Origin of the sequence: Sphingobium sp. PNB, from assembly GCF_019873065.1 — a bacterium.
Taxonomy (GTDB): Bacteria; Pseudomonadota; Alphaproteobacteria; order Sphingomonadales; family Sphingomonadaceae; genus Sphingobium; species Sphingobium fuliginis.
Window position 1 is genome coordinate 21450 of the sequence record NZ_JAINEZ010000042.1, and the last position, 22825, is coordinate 44274.

Genomic DNA, 22825 nt, shown 5'->3' on the forward strand with positions numbered 1-22825 from the left:
GTTGCAACCATGTTTCGAATCGCTGACGATGTCCTGTTGACCCATCTTGAAGTTGCGCTTGCCGTGGCGCCCGAGCCGACGCTCGCTGGTCTGAACGCCGATGATCCGCGCGCCCAGCGCAGCGCCCGTGTCGATCTTGCGCGGCATCTGGTCGAGAGGATGCGTGGCTTCGTCATCGAGGATAACGGCTATGCCAGTGGCGACATTCAGCCTTGCCTGTTCCCCGGCGACCTGGCGCCGATCGGGTAGGCCGCATGCCTTGCGCGACGCTGCTCATTGCAGCGGCGTGTCGCCATCTATTCCAGTCAACTGCGTAATCCGTCGGGCGATAGCCTGCCAGGTTTGGATGCCTGCCTCGTCGCCGGCCAGCGCCAGAGCGCCGATCTGTTCGGCCACGTGGAGCGGGGCATTGTCGCCATGCGTCGTCAGCACCTGATTGGCACAAGCCCAGAGTTCCCACTCGCTGAGCATCAGCGGAAGTGTCCCGCGAGCCCGAGGAGCAGGGCGATGAAGCCGTAGCCTACGAACGCTGCGGTCAGCAGATATTCGATGTTGAGCCTGAGCCGGCGAGGGCGGGGCTGTCCTGCCGGCCAAATCTGATCGCAGACGATCCCGTTGAACCCGGCACGCTGGCCCGTGACTTCGACTTCGCAGCCGATCAGACGACGCGACGGGCGTCGCGCGTCCAGTTCCCACACGCCGCCGCCAATACGAAGAAGCAGGCCATATGGTCCTTCTTCCAGGTATCCGGTGAGATGCAGGTCGGCGCCTAGCGGCACGCCGGACCCTTCCAATAGCGATCCCAGCGAAGAACCGTCCCCGTGCGGATCATGGCGCAGGAGAGATCGGCGCCCGAAGGCAGGCGGCACCAGACGGCTGTCCTGCTGCCTCCGGCAGACCCTTCGGAGCGGCATGTCAGCCTCGGACCTCGAACGACGACATGACCTGTCGGGATGGTGCCGCGCGCCCCGCCCAGCAGGCCTACCAGCGCATCACGGGCTTCTACCGCCGAGGCAGAGGGGCAGGGCTGGTTGGAGCGGCATGTGCCATCCATTTCGCGCGCCGCGATCCCCGCGATGCGGAGATGCGGGCCCTCTGCGCACCAGACGGGGCCATCGCCGTCCCAGACATGGGTGGGCGTGCAAGTGAAGGTCTGCCCGGCGGCGACAATCGAGGCGGCAAGAATTACAAACATCGGGATGGTGAGCCTAGCGCAGCGCTCGGCCGAACCAGAGAACGCGGCCGACGATATTGATGGTGCGCTTTTCGAGACCGCGCCAACTGGGATAGGCGGGATTGTCGCTCAGCACCGAGACCCGCTTGCCTTGCGGTTCGATCGCCACGCGCTTGACGTTGAGCATGTCATCCATGCGCATCACATAGATTCCGTCGCGCAGGCGCGATTGGCCATCGCCCAGATCGACCATCACTTCGTCGCCGTCATGTAAGGTGGGTTCCATCGAGTCTCCATGAACCGCGATGATCGACAGGTTCGTTGCCTTGCTGGCTGTCAGCCGTCGCAGCCATTTTTCATCAAATCCGAATTGGGCGCATTTCGCTTCCATTTCCGCAAGCGCACCGTGACCGGCGGAAGCCTCGACCGCGAGAACGGGCACATGGACCAGTTCGACAACGGGTCCTGAACACCGTTCCGGGGCGCCGAGAACCTTCTCATCGACGCCAAAGAAACGGGCGAGCACCGCGCGATCCTGTTCGTCCAGCTGCCTGGGGCTGCCGCGCCGGATGTACTGCTGGATATAGGCGGCATTGCGTCCCAGGAGGCGCGATATCGAGGAGTAATTGACCCCTCGCTTCTGGATCAGCTCGTCCAGGGCTCTACGTGCGTCTTCCATCGCTGGCAGTCCTATCGCATCCATCTAGGAAATTCGATCCTAGACTCTAGGAAGCCTTCCTAGTAGGAACATAACAGGAACGCAAGCGCAAAGCGAGTCGAAGGCGATGGAGCTACTGGAGCAGATCGAGGCATATTTGGTGCGTAGCAGCGTTTCGCCCAGCACGTTTGGGAGGTTGGTCATTGGGGATCCGAGACTGGTCGGAGACCTGAGGTCGGGTCGCCGTCCGCGGCGAAAGACCCTCGAGAAGGTGCAGGCCTACCTGGCCGCGGCAGGGGAGGATTGCCAACATGCTCCACGAACTTTTTGCAACGGATCGGCCCGCACGAGGGCAGGGGGATGCCCTGCTCACTCGCTGCCGATTACGCGCAAGCGCATGCCTCTGGTTTCCAGCAGATAGGTCTCTACGCCGGCGACAAGATGCAGCCCCTCTTCGGAGATGGCGCTCCGCGAAAGACCGGGCTGAACGATGCGGACGTCGAACTCGTAGCGATAGTCCTGCCAACTCGCCTTGAGCTTTTTGAGGAACGCTGGCGTTCCGAGTTCGAAGCGCGTGCTTTGCCCCTTATCGAGGCGCAGCTTCTCGCGTTTGAGCATATGGGTGAACATGCGATTGGGACGATCCCGCCAGCGTGCGGACTTCTGCGCCTGACCACAGACTTCGTATAGATCCTTGACCCGAGCGCCGGGCTGATCGGCGCTGGAATACTTGCAGTGGAAGAGTGTGACCTGGACCAAGCCTTCGGTAACGCGCAGCGAAACCACGTCGGCGATCTCACCTGCGCCGTCATCGTCGAACACAAGATCGTAGGCGTCGCTATCGGCTAGCAACATGTCGATCACGTGCCGTTGGACGGAGTCCGCCCGCTTTTCCAAGCCCTGCGCTTCGACACGAATGTTGACCTTGGACCAATCCCAGGCCTCGATCCGGTCCGCGGGATAGGGCTCGACGGAAACACCGTCCGGCAAGGCGTAGAGATGACTGTAGATCAGAAGCGAACCATCACCGAAGTCGATCTGGGGAGAATCGTCGCCGAAGGATTCGGACAATGATTTGACCTTGCCCCCCACCTTGATGGTGGTCTTCGGACCGGACTTTTGCGGATAGCGGGCACCGCCCTCGCTGAACACAATCTCGAATTCGGCGGTATGTGCTTCGCTGCGCACCGCAAACCTAAGCGGCCCGGTCCGTTCGTGGTCGAGCAGCTCGATGTCGCATTCCGTGAACAGCACGGGTTCGTCGTCAAAGCTGATCTCGATCCGGTCCTCGATCTGGGTCAGCAGCGATTCCGGCCAGTGGATCGCGACCGGAGGAACGTCCGGCCGCGCACTGATCTGGCGGGGACGCATCGCGCTTTTGAAGACCCCGTCGGTCGTGATCCCTGGGTCGTTCACGGCCTGGCCAATGTCGGCGCACCATTCGACCCAGTCGGTGAGGTCGCGAACAGGCGTGATGGACCAGAACTTTCCCTTCGCGGAGCAGCCGCGGGAGGTCGGCACTCCGCCCAGAAAGCCAGTGGCGAAGACATTGTTCTTGATCCGGGACTGAGATTTGGCGTTGTCGAGCCCATCCGCGACATCGACGCCCATGTACATGGAATAGCGGACGCCGCGCCCCTGATGGTGCGTCAGGCCGAGGTTGCGCAGGATCAGGCGGTTGAAGCCATGAAGACTGCGGAATACTTCCTCGCCCTCGACACGCCGCGTCGTCTCACCACAGACAGCCTTGGCCAGTTTGTCGTACGGGCCTTTTGACGAACTGCTGATATAGAGGAGCCCCTTCACGGGATCCCAGTGCATCATATGCAGATCCCAGACGACGTTGATCGCGTGTTGGGCCGTCGTCCAACCGGCTACCTCCTCCGAACGCGTGACGAAGATGGCGACGCGCTGGTGCGGATTGACCTTCATGCCGAGATAGACGCCGGCGTTGTAAAGGTCCTCGGCGCGTAGCGGCTCCCAGGCATCGCATGACGTGCGGTAGACGACAGCGTTCATCTTGGGTTCGAGGGTCTGCAAGGGAATGTCGCTGAGATCGCCGACAAACCCCTTGAACATCTCGGCGCGGCGAACTTGCCGATCGATTTTGGCCGTGCTCAGCGCTTCAACCAGCGCATTCCAGTCAGCGTCCTCCGCGTAAAGCTTTGCCAGCGACCGATCGATGTCGTCCACGCCAGTGTTGGCGATCACGGTGGCGTCGCCCAATCGCGGATCCTGTCGGGTAAAGCGGCCCACGAACTGGATTGTCACCGCAATGCTCTTGTGCGGATCGTGCAGCGCAGCGATCTTGAGTTCGGGCAGGTCAAATCCTTCGCCAAGCATGTCGACGCAGACGATGATCCTGCTGTCGAAGCGCCGGAGCGCAGCGAGATTGTCGCGGCGGTCCCTTGTCGACTGCTGGCTGTGGACGATGACTGGCCGAAACGTGGGGTACATCGCACTGTAGATCTGGTGCAGTTCCTTGGCCCGATCGATCGTCGAGCAGCGCGCCATCGCAAGGTGATTGAGCCCCTGGTCAAGATCGGCCTGAAGAACTTCGCCGAGCTTCTCGGCAATAGCTGCGTCGGCATCTGCCTGGTCGAGACCAAAGACCGCTTCAAAGCGGATTGGTTTGAAGTAGCCCTCCGCCTGCGCCTTCTTGAGCGGGTAGGTGTAGATGAACTCGCCATCGACACGACGACCATCCTCACGGAACGGCGTGGCGGTGAACTGAACGATCGGCAAGGGCGGATCATGTTCGACGAACAGGCCGCGAAAGCGTGCCCATGTCGGCGCGCCGATATGATGGGCTTCGTCGATGAACAGCGCCGACGCCCGACCGGCCATCCTTTCCTGGACCTCAGCTTCGGCGCGCCCTGCGATCTGCATGGTCGTGACCACGACATTCGCGCTGTCGAAGATCTCGTCCACCTCCTCCGGCGTCCGGGGGATGTGCGAGAGCCGCATGACGAACGGAAATGCCGCAGTTGGATCAAGGCACCTCTGTTGCTTGAGGACGCCAAAGGTCTCGAACTTGCTCGCGATCTGTTCGCGAAGCGCATCAGTTGGAACCACAACAAGCAACCGGCTGAACCGCTGATGCGCATTCAGGGCAAGCATGGTTTCCGTCTTGCCAGTGCCCGTGGGCATCACGATCGTGGCAGGATCGGTCGAACGCGTGGAATGGGCCAATGCCGCGTGCAGAGCGCCTACCTGGGGCCTGCGAAGCCCATATTGGACCGGCCTGTCGTCGGTGGCCGGCTTTCCCTCGCGCAGATGGAATGCGTCTTGCCACGAACTTGAAACCGCGACCAATCGCTCATTGCGCGCATTCCGGTCGAGCGCGGCGATATTGGCCGGCGTGATGTTTATCCAACGGCCCAGACCTACTTCAAGCGCATCTACGATTGCCCTGGGATCGTCCGCCGCGGGCACCAGCAAGACAAGGTCTGCGTCCAGCTCGGTGGTCGTCTTGCTGTTGATGATCTTGAGCGTTTCCCCCGAAGACAGCGTGGTCTCGTATCCGTTCACGCGGCGTACCGCAAAGGGACGCAAGCGGCAGGTTTCCAGGGATGCGGGAACCTCCAGTTGGCGCACAGGGCTCCCCAGCACCTTGCCTTCGACGGCCAGCCGCTGGGGGATGAGCAGCCGGACTTCGTCGTCAAAAAGCCCCGCTTGCCCATTCACGGTCTGCTGCTTGCGCGACGCCATCCGTCTTTACCTCATGTTGATCGCCGGTTCGCCCGGCGCCGGCTCTCAGTGCTTCTTGTCCTTGGGAGGATTGGGATCGTTACCCGGCGCCACGGTGTCCGAGTCGCGCCAGCGACCGTCGCGACCCTGAATCCGAACTTCTCCTCCTCCCATGTTGCGCACGGTTTGCTTGGCGGCCTGCTCGGCCGCCTGCTGCGTCGTATGAACACTGCTGGCGCGACCCGCGTTAGGGGCCTTTACGGCCCAGCCGTTGGGGTGCTTCGTTACGTACCTGTCTGCCATGGGATGCCTCCTTTCGCGTTGACTCCGGAATGGCATATGCATATAGGAACTATACTGACTATGATGTCAAGTGGGTATAGTTTATAGTCGTATTGTGAGGTGGAAATGCGCTGGGGTGTCGAGCAGCGGCTGGAATTCATCGAATTCCGCCTGTTCTGGGAGGGGGCGATCAATCGCGCTGACCTGACGGAGTTTTTTGGCGTCTCCGTTCCGCAGGCGTCGAAGGATCTGACGCTCTACCAAGAGCGAGCGCCCGGAAACATGGAGTATGACAAGCGGAGCAAGCGCTATGTGGCGGCGAAGCGGTTTACGCTTCGATTCATGGATCCCGATCCCTACGCCTACCTGTCGCAGCTGCGTTCAGTAACCGAAGGCGCGATACCTCCGAGGGAATCTTGGCTCGCAACTATGCCCGCAGCCGATGTCGCGATGACCCCCAAGCGGGACATTAGCATCGAGGTTTTGCGCAGGACGCTGGATGCTGTCCGCGAGCGCACGTCGATCGAGGTCTTCTATCAATCCATGAATTCAAGGCGCCCAGATCCGACCTGGCGCCGGATCACCCCCCATGCCTTTGGATTCGACGGCTTCCGCTGGCATACGCGCGCCTTCTGTCACCTTGAGGAGCGCTTCAAGGACTTCCTCCTTCCCCGCATTCTAGAGGTTCGTAACGAAGGTGATCCTGGTGCCGGCGGTGAGCAGGATTGGCTCTGGAACAACTATTTCGACGTGATAATCGGGCCGCATCCCGAGCTGACCGAAAGCCAGAAAAAGGTCGTCGCAAAGGACTATGGGTTTGAGCAAGGTAACGGACTCATGTCCGTTCGCTATGCCATGCTGTTTTATGTTCTGAAGCGTCTGGGTTTGCTCGGGGATGCGTCGAAATTGAGTGCCCGCACCCAGCATATCGTGACTATAAATCGCAAAGAGACTGAAGCCGCGCTGGAAAAGGCTGAGTTTCAACTATGACGCTTGCGCGGGGGACTGATTGATGGCGGCCAAGCTTGAGGACATCAAGAACGGGGCATCGGTGCGCGGTATTGCGTCGAACCAATCCGCGCAGGTTCTGTCCATCGACTGGATAGGCGATCAGGCGATCAATGTCGTTTTCCGTGACCACAATGGAATCGTTGCCGAGGCCGTTCTCTATCGAGACGACGAGCATCGCCTAGAGGTCGAGCAAGGCGGGCGGCCTTGGTCGTTCGACGCCGATGGCGCTCTCCTGCGCTTGGTGACTGAAGCCAATCGCATCAAGCTAGCGCACTATTTCGATCCGTACCTGGCGATACACACGAGCCTGGTCGATCCTCTCCCGCACCAAATTTCTGCGGTCTACGCGGAAATGCTACCGCGCCAGCCCCTGCGGTTTCTGCTCGCGGACGATCCGGGTGCCGGCAAAACCATCATGGCGGGGCTGCTCATCAAGGAGCTGATCGCCCGTAGCGACCTGGAGCGTTGCCTAGTGGTCGCGCCGGGTAGCCTTGTCGAGCAATGGCAGGACGAACTCGGGCAGAAATTCAATCTCGAATTCGACATTCTCAGCCGCGACATGATCGAAACATCACGGTCGGGTAATCCCTTCAGCGACCGCGATCGATTGATCGTCCGCCTCGACGTTCTGGCGCGCAACGAAGAGCTCCAGGAAAAGCTCATGAGCGCCCAGGAATGGGACCTCATCATCTGCGATGAAGCCCATCGCATGTCGGCTACCTACTTCGGCGGCGAGGTCAAATATACGCGGCGCTATCAAGTGGGGCAGAAGCTCGGTCAAGTCTGCCGGCACCTGCTGCTCATGTCCGCCACGCCGCACAACGGCAAGGAGGAAGATTTTCAGCTATTCATGGCGCTGCTCGATGGCGACCGCTTTGAAGGCCGGTTCCGTGACGGCGTCCATTATGCCGACACTGCGGACATGATGCGGCGTTTGACGAAGGAGGAGTTGCTCAAATTCGATGGGCGTCCGCTTTTTCCGGAGCGTCGTGCCCGAACCGTCAAGTACGAGCTGTCCGAGGGCGAAGCTACCCTCTACACGGCGGTCACGGAGTATGTCCGCACCGAGATGAATCGTGTGCAACGGTTCGCCGAAGGTGACGGAAAGAAGCGCAACAATGTCGGGTTCGCTCTCCAGATCCTTCAGAGGCGGCTCGCGTCCTCGCCAGCCGCGATCTACCAGTCACTCAAACGACGCCGGGAACGGCTTGAAAATGAGTTGGGCGAGGCCCGCCTCGCCGCAAAAGGGCGGCGCGCGGGCATAGGCGAGCCGACTGTCAACGTCGATATGCTCCGGAACATCGAGGAGTACGGGCAGGAGGAGATCGACGAACTTGAAGACCTGATTTCGACCGGAGCGACCACTGCAGAAACGGTCGAGCAGCTCGCTCTCGAGGTCGAGACTCTCAAGGGCCTCGAGTCCATGGCGCTGGGTGTTCTGCGTTCTGGCGTCGACACCAAATGGAGCCAACTGAATCGCATCCTCGACGATGAATTGATGGTCGATGCCGCGGGCAATCGGCGCAAACTCATCATCTTCACCGAGCCCAAGGACACCCTTCACTATCTCCTGGACAAGGTTCGCGCGCGTCTCGGCAATCCCGAGGCGGTCGATGTGATCCATGGCGGCGTTTCGCGGGAGGAGCGCCGCAAGGTGGTCGAGCGCTTCATGCAGGACAAGGACCTCGTGGTCCTGATTGCGAACGATGCTGCGGGCGAAGGTGTGAACCTTCAGCGTGGGCATCTGATGGTCAACTACGATCTGCCTTGGAATCCGAACAAGATCGAACAGCGCTTCGGTCGTATCCATCGCATCGGCCAGACCGAAGTCTGTCACCTCTGGAACCTCGTAGCGGCCGACACGCGCGAAGGTGAAGTCTACGCCCGACTTCTGGAAAAGCTCGAAGCGGCTCGCGAAGCTTTGGGCGGCCGGGTCTATGATGTTCTGGGGGAATTGTTTGAGGGAACGGCGCTCAAGGATCTTCTGTTCGAGGCCATCCAATATGGCGAGCAGGATGAGGTCAAAGCCCGTCTTTTCCGTCAAGTCGATGGTGCCGTCGATCAGGCCCACCTCCTCGAGCTGCTGCGCCGGCGGGCCTTGACCAATGACACGATGCCCGCGGCCGCCGTTGAAGAACTTCGCCTCGAAATGGAGCGCGCGGAGGCGCTAAGGCTTCAACCGCACCACATTCAGAGTTTCTTCGTCGAGGCTTTCGAGCATCTGGGCGGCCGGATCAAACGGCGGGAGGAGGGGCGTTGGGAGATCACCCACGTTCCGGTCCGGATACGCGAGAGAGACCGGCAGATCGGGACCGGAGCCCCGATCCAGAAGCAGTACGAACGCATCTGTTTCGAGAAGGACAAGATAAACCAGCAGCCCGTCGCGGCTTTCGTGTGCCCCGGCCACCCCCTGCTGGAAGCGGTGATCAGCCTTGTCCGCGAACAGTATGAGCAAATCATGCGTCAGGGAGCGATACTGGTCGATGACACCGACGGGGGAGATCACCTGTCTGCCATCTTCCTGCTGGAGCATACGATCCAGGACGGCCGGCTCACGAGCCTTGGAAAGCCGCACGTGATTTCCCAGCGGCTTCAATTTGCTGCGATCGACAAGTCCGGCAAGACGGTGAACGCAGGTATCGCGCCGCACCTGAATCTTCGGCCAGCGGCGAGCGATGAAGTCGAGTCGGTACGCGACCTTCTCGAGGAAGATTGGCTGACCAGCGAACTAGAAAAGGCCGCGATCCGCTTCGCTACGGTCGAGCTCGCGCAAGGACACGTCGCAGAAGTGAAGGCGCGGCGGATTCCGGAGATCGACAAGGTCGAGCAGGAAGTTCGCGCGCGGCTCAAAAAGGAGATCAATTACTGGGACTCCCGGGCGTTCGAACTCAAGGAAGAGGAAAAGGCCGGCAAGAAGACCCGCCTGAACTGGCAAAATGCACAGCGTCGCGCTGAGGACCTCGCCGAGCGCCAGAAGCGCCGTATGGATCAGCTTGAAAAGGAACGCTTCATTTCGTCCCAGCCGCCTCGCGTGCGTGGGGGAATGGTGGTCATCCCGAGTGGGCTGCTGGCGGCGCGGCAATCGTCCGGCGATACGATCCCGGAGCAGTTTGCAGTCGACCCGACTGCCCGCCGTCAAATCGAATTGGCAGCGATGGCAGCGGTCATTGCTGCCGAGGCGGGCCTTGGAAACCGGCCCGTCGACGTTTCCGCCAAGAAGCTTGGGTACGACATCGAATCCTATGATCCCGATTCAGGGCATATGCGCTTCATCGAGGTCAAGGGGCGGATCGATGGAGCGACCTCGGTGATGATTACACGACAGGAGATCATCACCTCGCTGCATGAACCCGACAAGTTTATCCTGGCAATCGTAGCGGTCGCCGATGGCGTGGGGAACGCGCCTCGCTATGTCCGCGGCGCGCTCGTCGATCGGGAGCCGTCGTTCCTTGAAACCGCTGTTCAGTTCCATCTCCCCCGCCTGCTGGAGCGGTCGGAGGCGCCGCGATGAGTTCGAGCGCAAAGCCAATCAAGAGCGCGAGTTCGCCTCCTCCTTATTTCGAGGGGATCAGGGCGCGCGCTTCAGCCCGTTGGGATCAGCTGGAAGCCGATCCGGAGCTCGCGGGACCATGGCACCAGCTATTCAAACAGGTCCAAAGTCCGCGCCATATTCTGTCGGAACTTCTTCAGAACGCCGATGACGCCGGCGCAAGCGAGGCGAATGTCTCGATCGAAGACGGCCGCTTCGTGTTCGAGCACAATGGCGAGGACTTCATCGAGGCGCACTTCGCATCGATCTGTCGCTTCGGCTACTCGAATAAGCGCGCGCTTCACACGATCGGTTTTCGGGGGATTGGCTTCAAGAGCACATTCAGCCTGGGCGATCACGTTGAACTGCTGACGCCCACGCTCGCCATTGAATTTGATCGTAGCCGGTTCACTCAGCCTCACTGGATGCCCGGAAAATCGCTCACTGCGGGCACGACCCGGGTCGAGGTGGCGATTTCAAGCGACCTTCGCCGCCAAGAGGTCGAAAAGAACCTGACCGAATGGCTCAAGAGCCCGGTCTCACTCCTGTTTTTCAGGAACATCCGAAAGCTGCGGATCGGCGATCAATCCGTCCACTGGCAGAGTCTCGGCGCCGGGCCGATCGAACAGAGCGAGTGGATGGCGCTCGACGAGAAAGCGGAAGACCCGTTTTTGCTGGTCCGTTCGAACGAAGAGGCGTTTCCGGAAGAGGCGTTGGAAGAGATCCGCCAGGAGCGCATGCTGGGCGTGGAAGACAGTGGGGAGTTTCCACCATGCCGCGTTGAGATCGTTCTGGGCGCCAAGGGCAGATTGTACGTTGTCCTTCCCACAGGGGTGGAAACCAAACTGCCATTCGCCTGCAATGCGCCTTTCATTCAGGACCCCGCACGCCTCAAGATCAAGGATCCGGCGATTTCGCCAACCAACCGCTGGCTGCTGGAACGTGCCGGCCAGCTTGCCGCGCAAGCGATGGAGCGGTGGATTGGGGACTCCTCCATCGGCCTTCAGGATCGGGCAGTCGCTTACGGTCTCCTTCCCGACGTGGACCGGAAGGCGAGCGACCTTGAAGGCATGTGCGCGGCCATAACCGAGCTGGCCTTTGATGGTGCGATCAAGGAAAAGCCGATCCTGCTCACGGACGAGGGGAAGCTCGTTTCCGGCAAGGCGGCGATCATCATGCCGCCCGCTGTTTTCGAAGTCTGGCCAGCCGAGCAGGCAATGGCTTTGCTGGATGAGGATGGTCGACCGGCGTTCCTGCGGCATGTCTCGGCGGCTAATCGGACAAAGCTCAAGAATTGGGGTTTCGTCGAGGAGTTCACCAAGGACAACCTGCTGGATCGCCTGTCCGAGGTCCACTTGCCTCGGCCAGCTACCTGGCGGCATTTGCTCAATCTCTGGGCCTATATCGCGCCCGAGGTCACAGGGTACGATTGCAGTGATCCATCCGCGCTCCGCATCGTTCCGGTTCAAGGTCAGGACGTTCTGTATTCTGCGGCCGAGGTCGTGCGCCTCGGCGAGAAGAAGCTGCTTCAGTCAGATGACGATTGGTCGTTTCTTTCCGAACATTTGATTGTTTTGAACCAGAACTGGACCCGCTTTTTGGCCGATCAGCGGCGGGAAAAGGCCGGTGCCAAGGACCAGCGAAAGGATCCTGCCCAAGCAGCGCTGGATGTCCTCGAAGAGATCGGCTTGAACGATACGAGCGACGTCAACTCGGTCATCGAACTTGTTGCGGAGGCATATTTTTCATCCGGCCAGCCAAAGATGGCAGACTGTGTACGTCTCGCCCAGATCGCAGCAAAGCTGAACGCAGCCCCTGGGGCCGCCTTTCGATATGCGGCAGCCGATCGGAAGCTGCGCGGAACCAACAACACGATCCTTTTCGACGAGGATGGGACCCTTGATGCCTTGCTTCCCAAAGCCGTGCAGGAAACCCAGCTTCTCCATCAGGATTACTCGGCGAGCTTCACCTCATGCTCGCGGGATGAGTGGTTGCGGTGGGTGGGCTCCGGTCGCTCGGGTTTGCAGACCTTCGCGCCTTTGGTTTCGAAGAGAATCTCCATTTATGGCCGGACGCGGATCATCGCGGAGGCAAAAGCACGGGGGCAAAAGGGCGCCCTGTCATATCCCTATGTGACCGACAGCTTTGAGATCGAAGACTGGGATTATGCGGCGGACTATTGGCGCCATTGGGAGGCCGAGGCGGCAGGCGACCCGATGTTCTGGACAAAAGTCGCGGCACGAATTTTTGCCCAGCGCGAAACCTATTGGTCCAGGGCATCCGGCGCCCGTATAGTTCAGATCGCCACCACCGGCTCACGGCGCGCCGTCAGCTGGGACATGCTCGCTGCTGGCTGGATACTCAAGCTTCGCGAAAAGTCCTGCCTCCCCGATACGCGCAACACGCCGCACATTCCCGCCGACCTTCTCCGCCGGACCGCGGAGACCGAGTCCTTCATCGATGTCGAACCGTTCGTTCAGGGTATTCTGGATCGGGAAGCGACGCGCCCGCTATTGGACCTCTTGGGCGTTCGGAAAACGCCCAGCGGTCCAGAACAATTGCTCAAACGACTACGAGCGCTCGCCGGTGTGCAACGCGCTCCGGTGCTTGAAGTCGAAAAATGGTATCGGCGTCTCGACGGGATGTTGGATGGCTGCTCGACCACGGATGCCCAAAGCGTCAGGGATGCCTTCCAAACTGAAAAGCTGATCCTGGCGCACGACGGTTCGTGGATCTCGGCCTCTGCCGTCTTTCTTCATGCGGACGAGGAGGATGTCCCCGGGGCCGCGATCATTCGGGCTTCGGTCGGCGATCTGAGTCTTTGGCGCCGGGTCGGCGTAGCGGATCGCCCCTCGGCAGATATCGCCATGGAATGGTTGAACTCGCTAGAATCCGGCTCAACGCTTGCGGCCGATGAAGCCCGGCGCGTACGGGCGCTGGTCGTCAAATATCCCATCCGGATATGGCAGGAGTGCGGGCACTGGATGAACCTGCTTGGCGAGTGGGCGCCGGTGGGCACGCTTGAATACGCCTTTAGTCTCCAGGGGCTGATCAAGTGGAGTCATCTACACGACTGGGTCAAGCGCAAGACCGCAGACTGCCAGAGACTGGCCGCAGATGTCATGCAAACGCCGCCGTTCGCAGCGCTTCCAGCACTCTCCCATTTCGTCGAAGAGCGTTTCAACCAACCGTCGTTGCTCGGCGGCCTCCAGGAACGCCGCGCCTGGTTGACGGCGTTCGGCCGGCAGCTCGGCCGGATTGAACTTGCCGATGCTGGTGAAACCGAGCGGGTCCGGAATGTCGCAATGGTGATCGAAGAGACGACTTGGGCTGCCGCGCCCACGCTCGAGGTAATCCCCTACTTGGACGGCGTTCCTGCCGGTACGGCTAGGCTGACCGATATCCTTTGGCATGACGGCACACTGTTCGTTACGCCTCTTTCCAGGGCCAAGTTGGCAAAACGCGTGCCGGAAGAGATTGGCAAGTCGCTCAGCTCCGATATCCAGGCCGCGCTCGCCTATGCCTTTGAGCGGTCACCGGATGACATCCTGGCTTATCTCGAGGAGAATTTCTCACTTGGGCCGGAGCGAGTTGAGGCGCCGGCTCTGGGCGAGCAAAGCCAGGATCACGTGGATCAGCATGGACGAAATGGCGATGAGGACGATCCGCCGCAGCCCTCAAGCCCTGAGTTCTCCGGCGCCGACGATATCGAAACCGATGACGTGTTGATTGATGAGGCGGACGACGAACCGGTGACCCCGCCCGAGCATCCGGGTCGGCCAGCCGAACCTGTTCGAGAACCCCCGGCTCCCGATATTCTGGTGAAACCCCGTCCGGCGCCTAGACCGGCGGGGCCGAGTGTCATTGCCCGATTTGCGTATGCGAAGGGCTACAAGGCCGACGGAGACGAGCGTTTCTTCCACTCCGACGGCAGCTGGATCGGCCGCGCGAACGGAAGCAGGTTTCCTTGGGAATGCCGGTCTTCTTCTGGCGAAGTCCTCTGCCATTATTATCCCAAGGAGCACTGCCTGGAGCTTGAGCCCCTGCAGATCGAGGCCGACGTCTGGGGGCTGCTTGACCAACGCCCGGCCGATTATTCCTTCATCCTCACCACCCCGGACGGCGAGCCCGTTGAAATGACGGGAACACGTCTGTGCGCGATGCGCGAAGGCGGTGAGATTACGATTCACCCTGCAACCTATAGGCTGGTTTATGACCTCGATACCTAACATCAAAAAGAAGCTGATCGAGGTTGCGATCCCTCTTGAAGCGATCAACGCGGCTTCGGCCCGCGAAAAGTCAATCCGGCACGGCCACCCGTCCACATTGCATCTGTGGTGGGCTCGCCGCCCGCTGGCGGCTTGCCGGGCGGTACTCTTTGCGCAACTCGTTGATGATCCCTCGGGCTATGCGGATAAGCTGCTCGATGAGCCGAAAATCCGCGAGAAGGCGGAGACAGAATTGGCCGTCCGCCTCAAGGCATGGCGGGAGCACAAAGTCGACTCGCAGGGGAATATGCCCGACATGCCCGAGCCGAAGCTGGAGGATTGCGCAGCCGACATCGAGCGCAAACGGCTGTTTGAGATCATCGAAGAGCTAGTAATCTGGGAGAATTCCACCAACGAAGAGGTGCTGGAACGCGCCCGCGCCGAAATCCGCAGGAGCTGCGGCGGTGAGGTGCCCCCGATCTATGATCCGTTTTCGGGGGGCGGATCGATTCCCCTCGAAGCCCAGCGCCTCAGTCTGCCCGCCTATGGGTCCGATCTCAATCCAGTCGCGGTGATGATCGGCAAGGCAATGGTCGAGATTCCACCAAGGTTCAAAAATCTTGAGCCGATCCACCCCGGCCCCAAGGACCGCAACCACTACCGCAATGCCGAGGGCCTGGGTGAAGACATCAAGTACTACGGCGACTGGATGCTCAAACAGGCTATGATGCGCATCGGTGACCTCTATCCAGAGGTCGCGTTACCGCAAGAGAACGGCGGCGGGAAGGCGACTGTGATCGCCTGGATATGGTCAAGGACCGTCCCGAGTCCCGATCCTGCATTTTCAAATACTCACGTTCCCATTGCGTCTAGCTTTCTACTCTCTACTAAGAAGGGAAAAGAATCTTGGATTGAACCTATCGTTAATAAGGTTGATAAGTCGATTGCGTACAAAATACACAAAGGCGGAACATCTGCAGAATTAGACAATGCTTCAACTGGCACAAAGTCTGGTAGAGGTGCAAACTTTGTGTGCCTATTGTCCAATGCAGCGATTACACCTCAATACATTAAGGCCCAGGCTTCGAGCGGAAAACTGGGCCAGACGCTTTTAGCTGTCGTTGCGGATGGGCCGAGGGGTCGAATTTATGTGGCACCATCAGTTGAGCAAGAGGCGATAGCAAAGGAGGCCAAGACTGCATGGAAGCCCGGTCTTATTATTTCCGAGGATCGCCGCGCATTTACGCCGCCGGACTATGGGATGCCGACCATCGGTGATCTCTTCACGTCCCGACAGCTTGTCGCCCTTGATACTTTCAGTCAACTTGTCTCCGAGGTGAGGTATAAGGCATCCGCCGATGCTGCTGCTGCTGGTCTAGACGGAAACCCGCAGCCTCTAAAGGATGGGGGCACGGGCTCGATCGCCTACGCTGAGGCTCTTTCAATCTATCTCGCGTTTGCGGTGGACCGTTTTGCCAATCGAGCGACCACAATCTGCATGTGGAACTCGATCGGTGAAAAAATCGAGCAAACCTTCGCTCGGCCGGCGCTGCCAATTACTTGGCAATTCGCAGAGGGTAATCCTTTTTCGAATTCGTCGGGCGATTGGACTGGCGGCGCAATTTCCTGGGTGTCCAAGGCGGTGGAATCGTTCGTTGCCGCTGCGCCAGGCGCGATTGTGCAAAGCGATGCGCAGACAGTTAAATTGCCTATTGGCGCTGTATTGGCAACCGACCCACCATACTATGATAATATTCCATACGCCGATTTGTCCGATTTCTTCTACGCGATCTTGCGGCCTATGATCCGAGAAATGTACCCGGACGTCACTGCTATCCTATCGACCCCTAAAGAAGAGGAGTTGGTAGCGGCACCCCACAGGCAGGGTGGGAAGAAGGAGGCGGAAGCATTTTTTCTTCAGAATATGCAGAAGGCGATGACTAATCTTTCGGCCCAAGTAAATCCCCAGTTTCCTCTGACGTTGTTCTATGCATTCAAGCAGAGTGAAATTGAGAAGGAAGGTGTAAGTTCAACTGGGTGGGCCACATTCCTACAAGCTCTCATTAACGCAGGGCTCTCTGTCGACGGAACGTGGCCGATGCGCACTGAGAGGTCCACAGGCCTAAAGTCCCGTCAAAATGCTCTCGCAGGTTCTGTTCTTCTGGTCTGCAGGCGTCGAATGACTGAGAGCGGTGCGATTACGCGAGCAGAGTTCATTCGCGCACTTAAGCGCGAGTTGCCCCCGGCGCTTGTGGAGCTTCAAGCGGCCAATATTACTCCAGCGGATATGCCGCAATCAGCGATCGGACCGGGCATGAGTGTGTTCTCTCGATATGGAGCTGTGCTCGAATCCGACGACAGTCCGATGAGCGTGAAGACCGCACTCCAGCTGATCAATCGAGAACTAGATGAATATCTCGGCGGCATACAGGGCGAGTTCGATGCGGACACGCGTTTTGCCATTACGTGGTTCGAGCAGAACGGAACGGGCAAGGGAGACTATGGCGTTGCGGATAATCTTGCCCGTGCGCGCGGCATCTCGGTCGATAGCGTCAAGCACGCCGGTATCGTGGAAAGCGCCGCCGGCAAGGTCCGCTTACTAACCCGAGACGAGTTGGCCGGCGATTGGGATCCGCAGGAGGACCGACACCTGACCGTTTGGGAATGTCTCCAACACCTGGTCAGGCAGTATGAAAAGGACGGCATTTCTCACGACACCGCCGTTCTGCTCAAGAAGATCAACACTCACGCCGAGGCCGTGAAGGATCTCGCCTACTGCCTCTACGACGTCAGCGCCAACAAACGGAAGGATGCGAAGGAGGCCACGGCTTACAACGCCTTGATTGCCGATTGGGCTGAACTGACGAGACAGGCGGCAGCTATCCACGACACCAGTGGCAATCGCCAGATCAATATGGACATTTGAGGGGGATTTCGACGTGGCGAAAAGCACGCGGCAGTATGTTTTCGAAGGCATGGAATTGCTCCCCTCGGCGCTTACTCCCTTTGTGGAGAAGCGTCTGGAAACCTCCATCAAGGGCCACTGGCAGCTGGAGGTAGTGCAGCGCGTTCAGGGGTTGCGGCCCAATTCCGCTGGCGAAGTAGGTTGGGATCAGCAAGGCCTGCTCAAGACCATGATGGCCTTCTGGAAGGATGCCTTCGCTACCGTGCTAGGCCATCCCGAGCGTTCCTACGTCTCTGAGTTGCTCGACGTCCGCAATAAGCTCTCGCACAACGAGACCTTCACCTACGACGATGCCGAACGTGCTCTCGATTCCATGCGCCGGTTGATGGAAGCCATCAGCGCCGGCGAGGTAGCAGACCAGCTAGGCAAGATGCGCGACACAATCTTGCGAACGAAGTTCTCTGAGCTTCAGCGTAACGAGGAGCGCCGCAAGACTCAGCGACTGGAGATTTCGGTTGAAACTGTTGCGGGCCTGCTGCCTTGGCGCGAGGTCGTTGAGCCCCATCAGGACGTCGCCACAGGTGAATTCCAGCAAGCCGAATTTGCCGCAGACCTTGCCAAGGTACATTCGGGGAGCGCGCCTCCCGAGTATCGCGATCCACGGCAGTTTTTCAGCCGAACCTATCTCACCGAGGGTTTGAGCACGCTGCTGGCCGGCGCCGCTAAGCGCCTGACCGGTACGGGCGGCGATCCCGTCGTCGAGCTGCAAACCAATTTTGGTGGTGGCAAGACGCACTCGATGCTGGCGCTGTACCATATGGCGGGACCTACGCCTGTCCAGGATCTCTCAGGACTAGATCAACTGCTGGATCAGCAAGGACTCACTGTCCCCAAGGGCATCAACCGAGCGGTGCTGGTCGGTACTTCCCGCGGGCCACAGGACGTGCTCAACGCAGACGGCGGCCGCAAGATTCGGACGACATGGGGCGAGTTAGCCTGGCAGCTGGGTGGGGCCGAGGCCTTTGACTTGATCGCCGAGAACGATGCCAATGGGATCGCGCCCGGCTCAAACCTGCTTGAAGCAATATTCAAGAAGTACGCGCCGTGCCTCATTCTGATCGACGAATGGGTCGCCTACTTGCGGCAGATTTACAAGGTGGAGGGGCTTCCCTCGGGCTCGTTCGACGCAAACCTGTCTTTTGTACAGTCGTTGACCGAGGCTGTGAAAGCCAGTCCGGGCACGCTGTTGGTCGCATCTCTACCCGCATCGCAGATCGAAGTAGGCGGCGAAGGCGGTCAAGAGGCGCTGGCACGATTGAAGCAAACATTCAGCCGTGTGGAGTCCTCTTGGCGACCCGCCAGCCAGGAGGAAAGCTACGAGATCGTCCGTCGACGGCTCTTCAAGGAAATCCCGGGCGACCGGTTTCACCATCGCGATAATACCCTCAAACAGTTCGCCAAGCTGTACCGCGAGAACGCCAACGACTTCCCGCAGGGCTGTGCCGACGAGGATTACCGGCGCAAGTTGGAAAAGGCCTACCCGATCCACCCCGAGCTGTTCGACCAACTTTACACCTGTTGGGGCTCGCTCGAGAAGTTTCAGCGCACCCGTGGCGTGCTCCGCTTGATGGCCCAGGCCATTCACGAACTGTGGATGAGCGGCGACCCCTCCGTCATGATTATGCCCGGTAGCGTTGCGGTCAGTTCGCCCCGCGTGGAGCCCGAGCTCCTCCACTATCTGGATGTAAGCTGGCAATCGATCATTGCCGGTGACGTTGATGGCACTGCGTCTACCCCGTACAAGGTCGATCAATCAGCCCCCAACCTCAACCGCTACTCGGCGACGCGCCGCGTGGCCCGCGCGATCTTCATGGGAACGGCGCCGACCCATCAGCAGCAGAATACCGGCCTCGACGACAAGCAGATTAATCTTGGCGTTGTTCAACCTGGCGAGCGGCCGGCCATTTTTGGAGACGCACTCCGGCGACTGACCAACCAGGCCAAATTCATGCATTCAGACCTTGGCCGGTACTGGTACTCGATGGCGGCGAGCCTCAATCGCATAGCGACGGACAAGGCCGCGCAGATTGAGGCGGCTTTGGTCGATGTCACGATCGATGCGGAACTGGGCAAGTACGTAAACAGCCTTGCTGATCGCGGCCATTTTGACGCTGTCCAGGTCGCACCCGCGAGCTCGGCTGAGGTGCCCGATGAAGCCGGCGGCGTTCGCGCAGTCGTATTGGGCGTTGCGCACCCGCACCATGGCCGCGATGGTTCGGAAGCCTTAGTCGAGGCCAAGGACATCTTGATGCAGCGTGGCAGCACCCCGCGCGTCTACCGTAATATGTTGGTGTTCATCGCGGCCGACTCAAGGCAGTTGGACAACCTCAAGGACGCTGTGAGGTCGGCGCTGGCTTGGTCCGAGATCGTTCGAGACACCGAGCGCCTGAACCTCACCCAGAGCGACAGTGCGCTCGCCAAGGCCAAGCTGACTGAAGCCAATGAGACCGTGAAGACCCGCCTCAAGGAGGCTTGGTGCTATTTGCACTATCCTGCCCAGGAAAGCGCTCAAGCAGACGTCGAATGGGTGTCGGGAAAAATACCGGCTCAAGACGGCCTCCTGGCTAGAGCCAGCAAGAAGCTCGTCGCCGAGGAGGGGATGCTCACTGAGCTTGGGCCCACGCGTCTCGACCGAGATCTCCAGAAGTACATCTGGAATGGCAAGGCGCACCTCTCGCTACGAGACCTCCGCGAGTATTTCAGTCGCTACGTCTATCTGCCCCGCCTCAAGAACCAGGAGGTTCTAATCAAGGCGGTGTACGCGGCAATCAGCGGCATGCTTCCAGGACCATTCGCTTATGCTGAGCGGTGGGACGACAACTTGGGAACATATCTGGGACTTGCCATCGAACGCGCTTCGAATGCTGTCGTAGTGATCGACAGCGACAGTCTCATCGTCAAACCGGATGTCGCCGAAGCAAATAGGCCAAAGTCAGCAACCCCTGATCCGGTAGGTGAGCCTGCCTCGGGCGAGCCTGAAAAACCCGGCGAAGAATCTCCGGGCGGTGGTCCGACCCCGACACCGCAGCCCGAACGCAAGCCTACGCGTTTCAGTGGTTCCGTGCTCATCTCTCCCGATCGCCCCGCGCGTGATATCCATCAGGTCGTCGAGGCAATCGTCGAACAATTGACCACGCTTCCGGGATGCTCGGTAAAGTTGCGACTTGAGATCGATGCCGATGTTCCCTCCGGCCTGGATCGCGCCAAGGTCAGAACGCTGATCGAAAATGCCACCACACTCGGTTTTCTCGATAAGTCGGTCGAATAGGCTTTCGGAGGAATTGAGGAGAGGTGGCGCGTGTTGCCGGGGCAGATTTTCCTGTCCCCCGGCCCTGTTTCTGCTATGTTCCAAGGAGCAATGAGATGAACGCCATCATGACGAATTTCGACATTGAAAACGCTGATGCGCACGGAACCCGCAAGTGGGAAGGGCTGTCTGAAATCGATCAGGCGATCCGCGATAATCGCCTGATGGAATATCGGATCAAGAAGTCATGGGCCGATCCGTGGTCGCGAACCCTGACGGTAGCAGTCCTCCTTCTCCTCGCGATCTTCGCCGCCTTCGTCCTCTATTGGGATGTCCTGAAGGGCTGACGTTTCACCACTCCTTGACATCATCGGCGGCCTCAGCACTTGCACCCTGAGCTCCCTTTGTAACGGCGTCCAGACGTCCCCTGGATCCGCCGATTTTCTGGCGACCAGCAGCCTGAGCCCTTTGGACCTCATCATGAAGATCGCCAGCGTCCACCTGGGGCACTGTGCTCAATCCGCCTCTGCCGGTCTGCGCGCGCCCACGTACTGATCCGGCGCCAGAGATAGCCGGGCGGGATACCGGCTGTCCGGGGGCCAGGACGAGGCGATCTTCGATCCCGTCGCGAAGCTGCTCGGCATAACCTTCAATGAACTTGGCCTGCAGCGCTTGGCCTTCCGGGCTGATCTGGAAGGTCACATCGTCGAACCGCACATTGCCATAGAAGTCTCGGTTGCGCTCGATCTCGGCCAATCCCCATTCACGGTAGGCTTGGGACAGATTGAGGCTTCCTGCTGCGCTGTTGCCCTCGAGGAACGATGCTTGGCTTTCGAGGCGGTTAGCAAGTTCCTCAGCGCGCCTTGCCTCGCGGGTGTAGCTTTGCGCTTCGGTGAGGGACGCGTTCATGCCGCTTGCCGTGCTCGAAATTGAGGAGCTGCTCGAGGTGCTGACCGATCGAACGAAGCCGTCGCGGGTACTCGACCAATTCCTGCTGTCGGACATCTGGGCCAAGCTACCGAATATCCGCGAGCGGTCCTCCGACGCGATGCCAATGTCGCTGTCAGTCCACGCTTGGTTTCGCCCTCCCTTGGCGCCTATGTTGGCGGAAGCGACTCCGTTCGTCACGCCTGCGCTTGCGCCAGCTTCCCCATTCAGGAACCAAGCTACAGTGATGTCGTCCGCTGCCCTTCGCGAAAGCCCGAACTGCCGTTGCAGATTGGTTGAGGCCTGATCCACCTCGCTAAAGGCGGTTTGGATGCTGTCGGAGTTGGATGTCCCGGTGGAGTTCTCAAAAGCCAAGCCGCGGCTGAACTGATCTCTCAATTCCCGGAACCTTGTCACGGCGCTGGCCGTCGATTCCGTCGCGACATTCGCATAGCTCTCGCTGTTCGAACGGGCCTGCGATGCCATCGTCGACAGGCGCGCGGTGAATTCCTGACCCAAGCTCGGTGTGAACGGATAGCTCGAATTTGGAATCTGGTCGTAGCTGCCCTCGGGAAAGCTTGTGGTAATCGAGCCTGTCTCGCTGAAAGTTCGGGTCTGGGCGGCGCCATAGGTAAAGCTCGGCGCGATCGTCCCTTGTGCGAATTGCCGGGTGAGCACGGTCGAATTCTCGAAGCTGGTATTGCCGAGCGCGACATTGCCGGTGCTTGCCTCGCGCGCGGCCTCCTCGGCGGCATTCTGGCTCGGATTGAGATAGCTGGTTGCGTGGTGCGAGATGGCCATCGCGCCCTTCGCGACCCCGCCGGCGAGAAACGGCACCGAGGCTATGAGGTAGCCTGCCAGCAGCCCGATATCGCTGTTGACGTCGGCCATGCCAGTAAAGCTCGCAAGACTAAGGCCATTGGCTCCGGCGACCGCCGCCATGTCGGTGGCGCCCTTGTACATCAGCATCATGTGCAGGATCACGAAGAGCGGCCCCCAGGCCGCGAGATAGAAGAAGCCGGTGACATAACCCTTGAGGGCGACCGGGCTGTAGGGCGACATTTACGGAGGCCGGTTGGCGTCAATTATGATGGCCGGTAAGCGGCCGCACCGAGTGGTGGGATTTGGGTATCA

At 59.8% G+C, this 22825-nt stretch carries 13 protein-coding genes and 1 pseudogene; 7 read left to right on the forward strand and 7 right to left on the reverse strand.

Annotation, left to right across the window (positions count from 1 at the left end; all coding sequences use genetic code 11):
* Positions 1-36 precede the first annotated feature (36 nt).
* On the forward strand, positions 37-249 hold the full coding sequence (locus K7W03_RS15135; RefSeq protein ID WP_226870189.1) for a hypothetical protein: 213 nt from the start codon (positions 37-39) through the stop codon (positions 247-249).
* A 24-nt stretch (positions 250-273) separates the two neighbouring features.
* Here K7W03_RS15135 and K7W03_RS15140 read toward each other — a convergent pair whose 3' ends face one another.
* From K7W03_RS15140 to K7W03_RS15165, 6 genes are all read right to left on the reverse strand, one after another.
* A complete protein-coding gene (locus K7W03_RS15140) occupies positions 274-471 on the reverse strand; it encodes a DUF6961 family protein (protein WP_222886713.1) in 198 nt (65 codons plus the stop codon).
* Complete coding sequence (locus K7W03_RS15145; protein WP_222886714.1) at positions 471-779, reverse strand: DUF5818 domain-containing protein; 309 nt, start codon at positions 777-779, stop codon at positions 471-473. Before K7W03_RS15145 ends, K7W03_RS15140 begins: the two co-directional genes overlap by 1 nt.
* Positions 770-1195, reverse strand: coding sequence for a thermonuclease family protein (locus K7W03_RS15150; RefSeq protein WP_222886715.1), 426 nt, complete (start codon positions 1193-1195; stop codon positions 770-772). Before K7W03_RS15150 ends, K7W03_RS15145 begins: the two co-directional genes overlap by 10 nt.
* Before the next feature lie 13 nt (positions 1196-1208).
* Positions 1209-1853 (reverse strand): helix-turn-helix transcriptional regulator, encoded by a 645-nt coding sequence (locus tag K7W03_RS15155; protein ID WP_222886716.1) that lies wholly within the window; start codon positions 1851-1853, stop codon positions 1209-1211.
* Between the two features lie 348 nt (positions 1854-2201).
* Positions 2202-5543 carry a DEAD/DEAH box helicase gene (locus K7W03_RS15160; protein ID WP_222886717.1) on the reverse strand — a complete coding sequence of 1114 codons (3342 nt, stop codon included), beginning with the start codon at positions 5541-5543 and terminating at the stop codon, positions 2202-2204.
* A gap of 45 nt (positions 5544-5588) precedes the next feature.
* Positions 5589-5825 carry a DUF2188 domain-containing protein gene (locus K7W03_RS15165; protein WP_222886718.1) on the reverse strand — a complete coding sequence of 79 codons (237 nt, stop codon included), beginning with the start codon at positions 5823-5825 and terminating at the stop codon, positions 5589-5591.
* A 105-nt stretch (positions 5826-5930) separates the two neighbouring features.
* Between K7W03_RS15165 and K7W03_RS15170 the strand changes: the two genes are divergently transcribed.
* The 6 genes from K7W03_RS15170 to K7W03_RS15195 all read left to right on the forward strand — a co-directional run bounded on the left by K7W03_RS15170 (position 5931) and on the right by K7W03_RS15195 (position 21111).
* Positions 5931-6794 (forward strand): WYL domain-containing protein, encoded by an 864-nt coding sequence (locus tag K7W03_RS15170; RefSeq protein WP_222886719.1) that lies wholly within the window; start codon positions 5931-5933, stop codon positions 6792-6794.
* 22 nt (positions 6795-6816) lie between these two features.
* On the forward strand, positions 6817-10326 hold the full coding sequence (locus K7W03_RS15175) for a helicase-related protein (RefSeq protein WP_222886720.1): 3510 nt from the start codon (positions 6817-6819) through the stop codon (positions 10324-10326).
* Positions 10323-14573, forward strand: coding sequence for an ATP-binding protein (locus K7W03_RS15180; RefSeq protein WP_222886721.1), 4251 nt, complete (start codon positions 10323-10325; stop codon positions 14571-14573). Before K7W03_RS15175 ends, K7W03_RS15180 begins: the two co-directional genes overlap by 4 nt.
* Complete coding sequence (locus tag K7W03_RS15185; RefSeq protein ID WP_222886722.1) at positions 14557-17478, forward strand: DUF1156 domain-containing protein; 2922 nt, start codon at positions 14557-14559, stop codon at positions 17476-17478. Before K7W03_RS15180 ends, K7W03_RS15185 begins: the two co-directional genes overlap by 17 nt.
* Positions 17479-17491: 13 nt before the next feature.
* Positions 17492-20785 carry a DUF499 domain-containing protein gene (locus K7W03_RS15190; RefSeq protein WP_222886723.1) on the forward strand — a complete coding sequence of 1098 codons (3294 nt, stop codon included), beginning with the start codon at positions 17492-17494 and terminating at the stop codon, positions 20783-20785.
* 95 nt (positions 20786-20880) lie between these two features.
* Positions 20881-21111 carry a hypothetical protein gene (locus K7W03_RS15195; protein WP_222886724.1) on the forward strand — a complete coding sequence of 77 codons (231 nt, stop codon included), beginning with the start codon at positions 20881-20883 and terminating at the stop codon, positions 21109-21111.
* A gap of 4 nt (positions 21112-21115) precedes the next feature.
* Here K7W03_RS15195 and K7W03_RS15200 read toward each other — a convergent pair.
* Positions 21116-22738, reverse strand: a pseudogene (locus K7W03_RS15200) (conjugal transfer protein TraG N-terminal domain-containing protein); the annotation flags it as partial.
* Between the last annotated feature and the right edge of the window lie 87 nt (positions 22739-22825).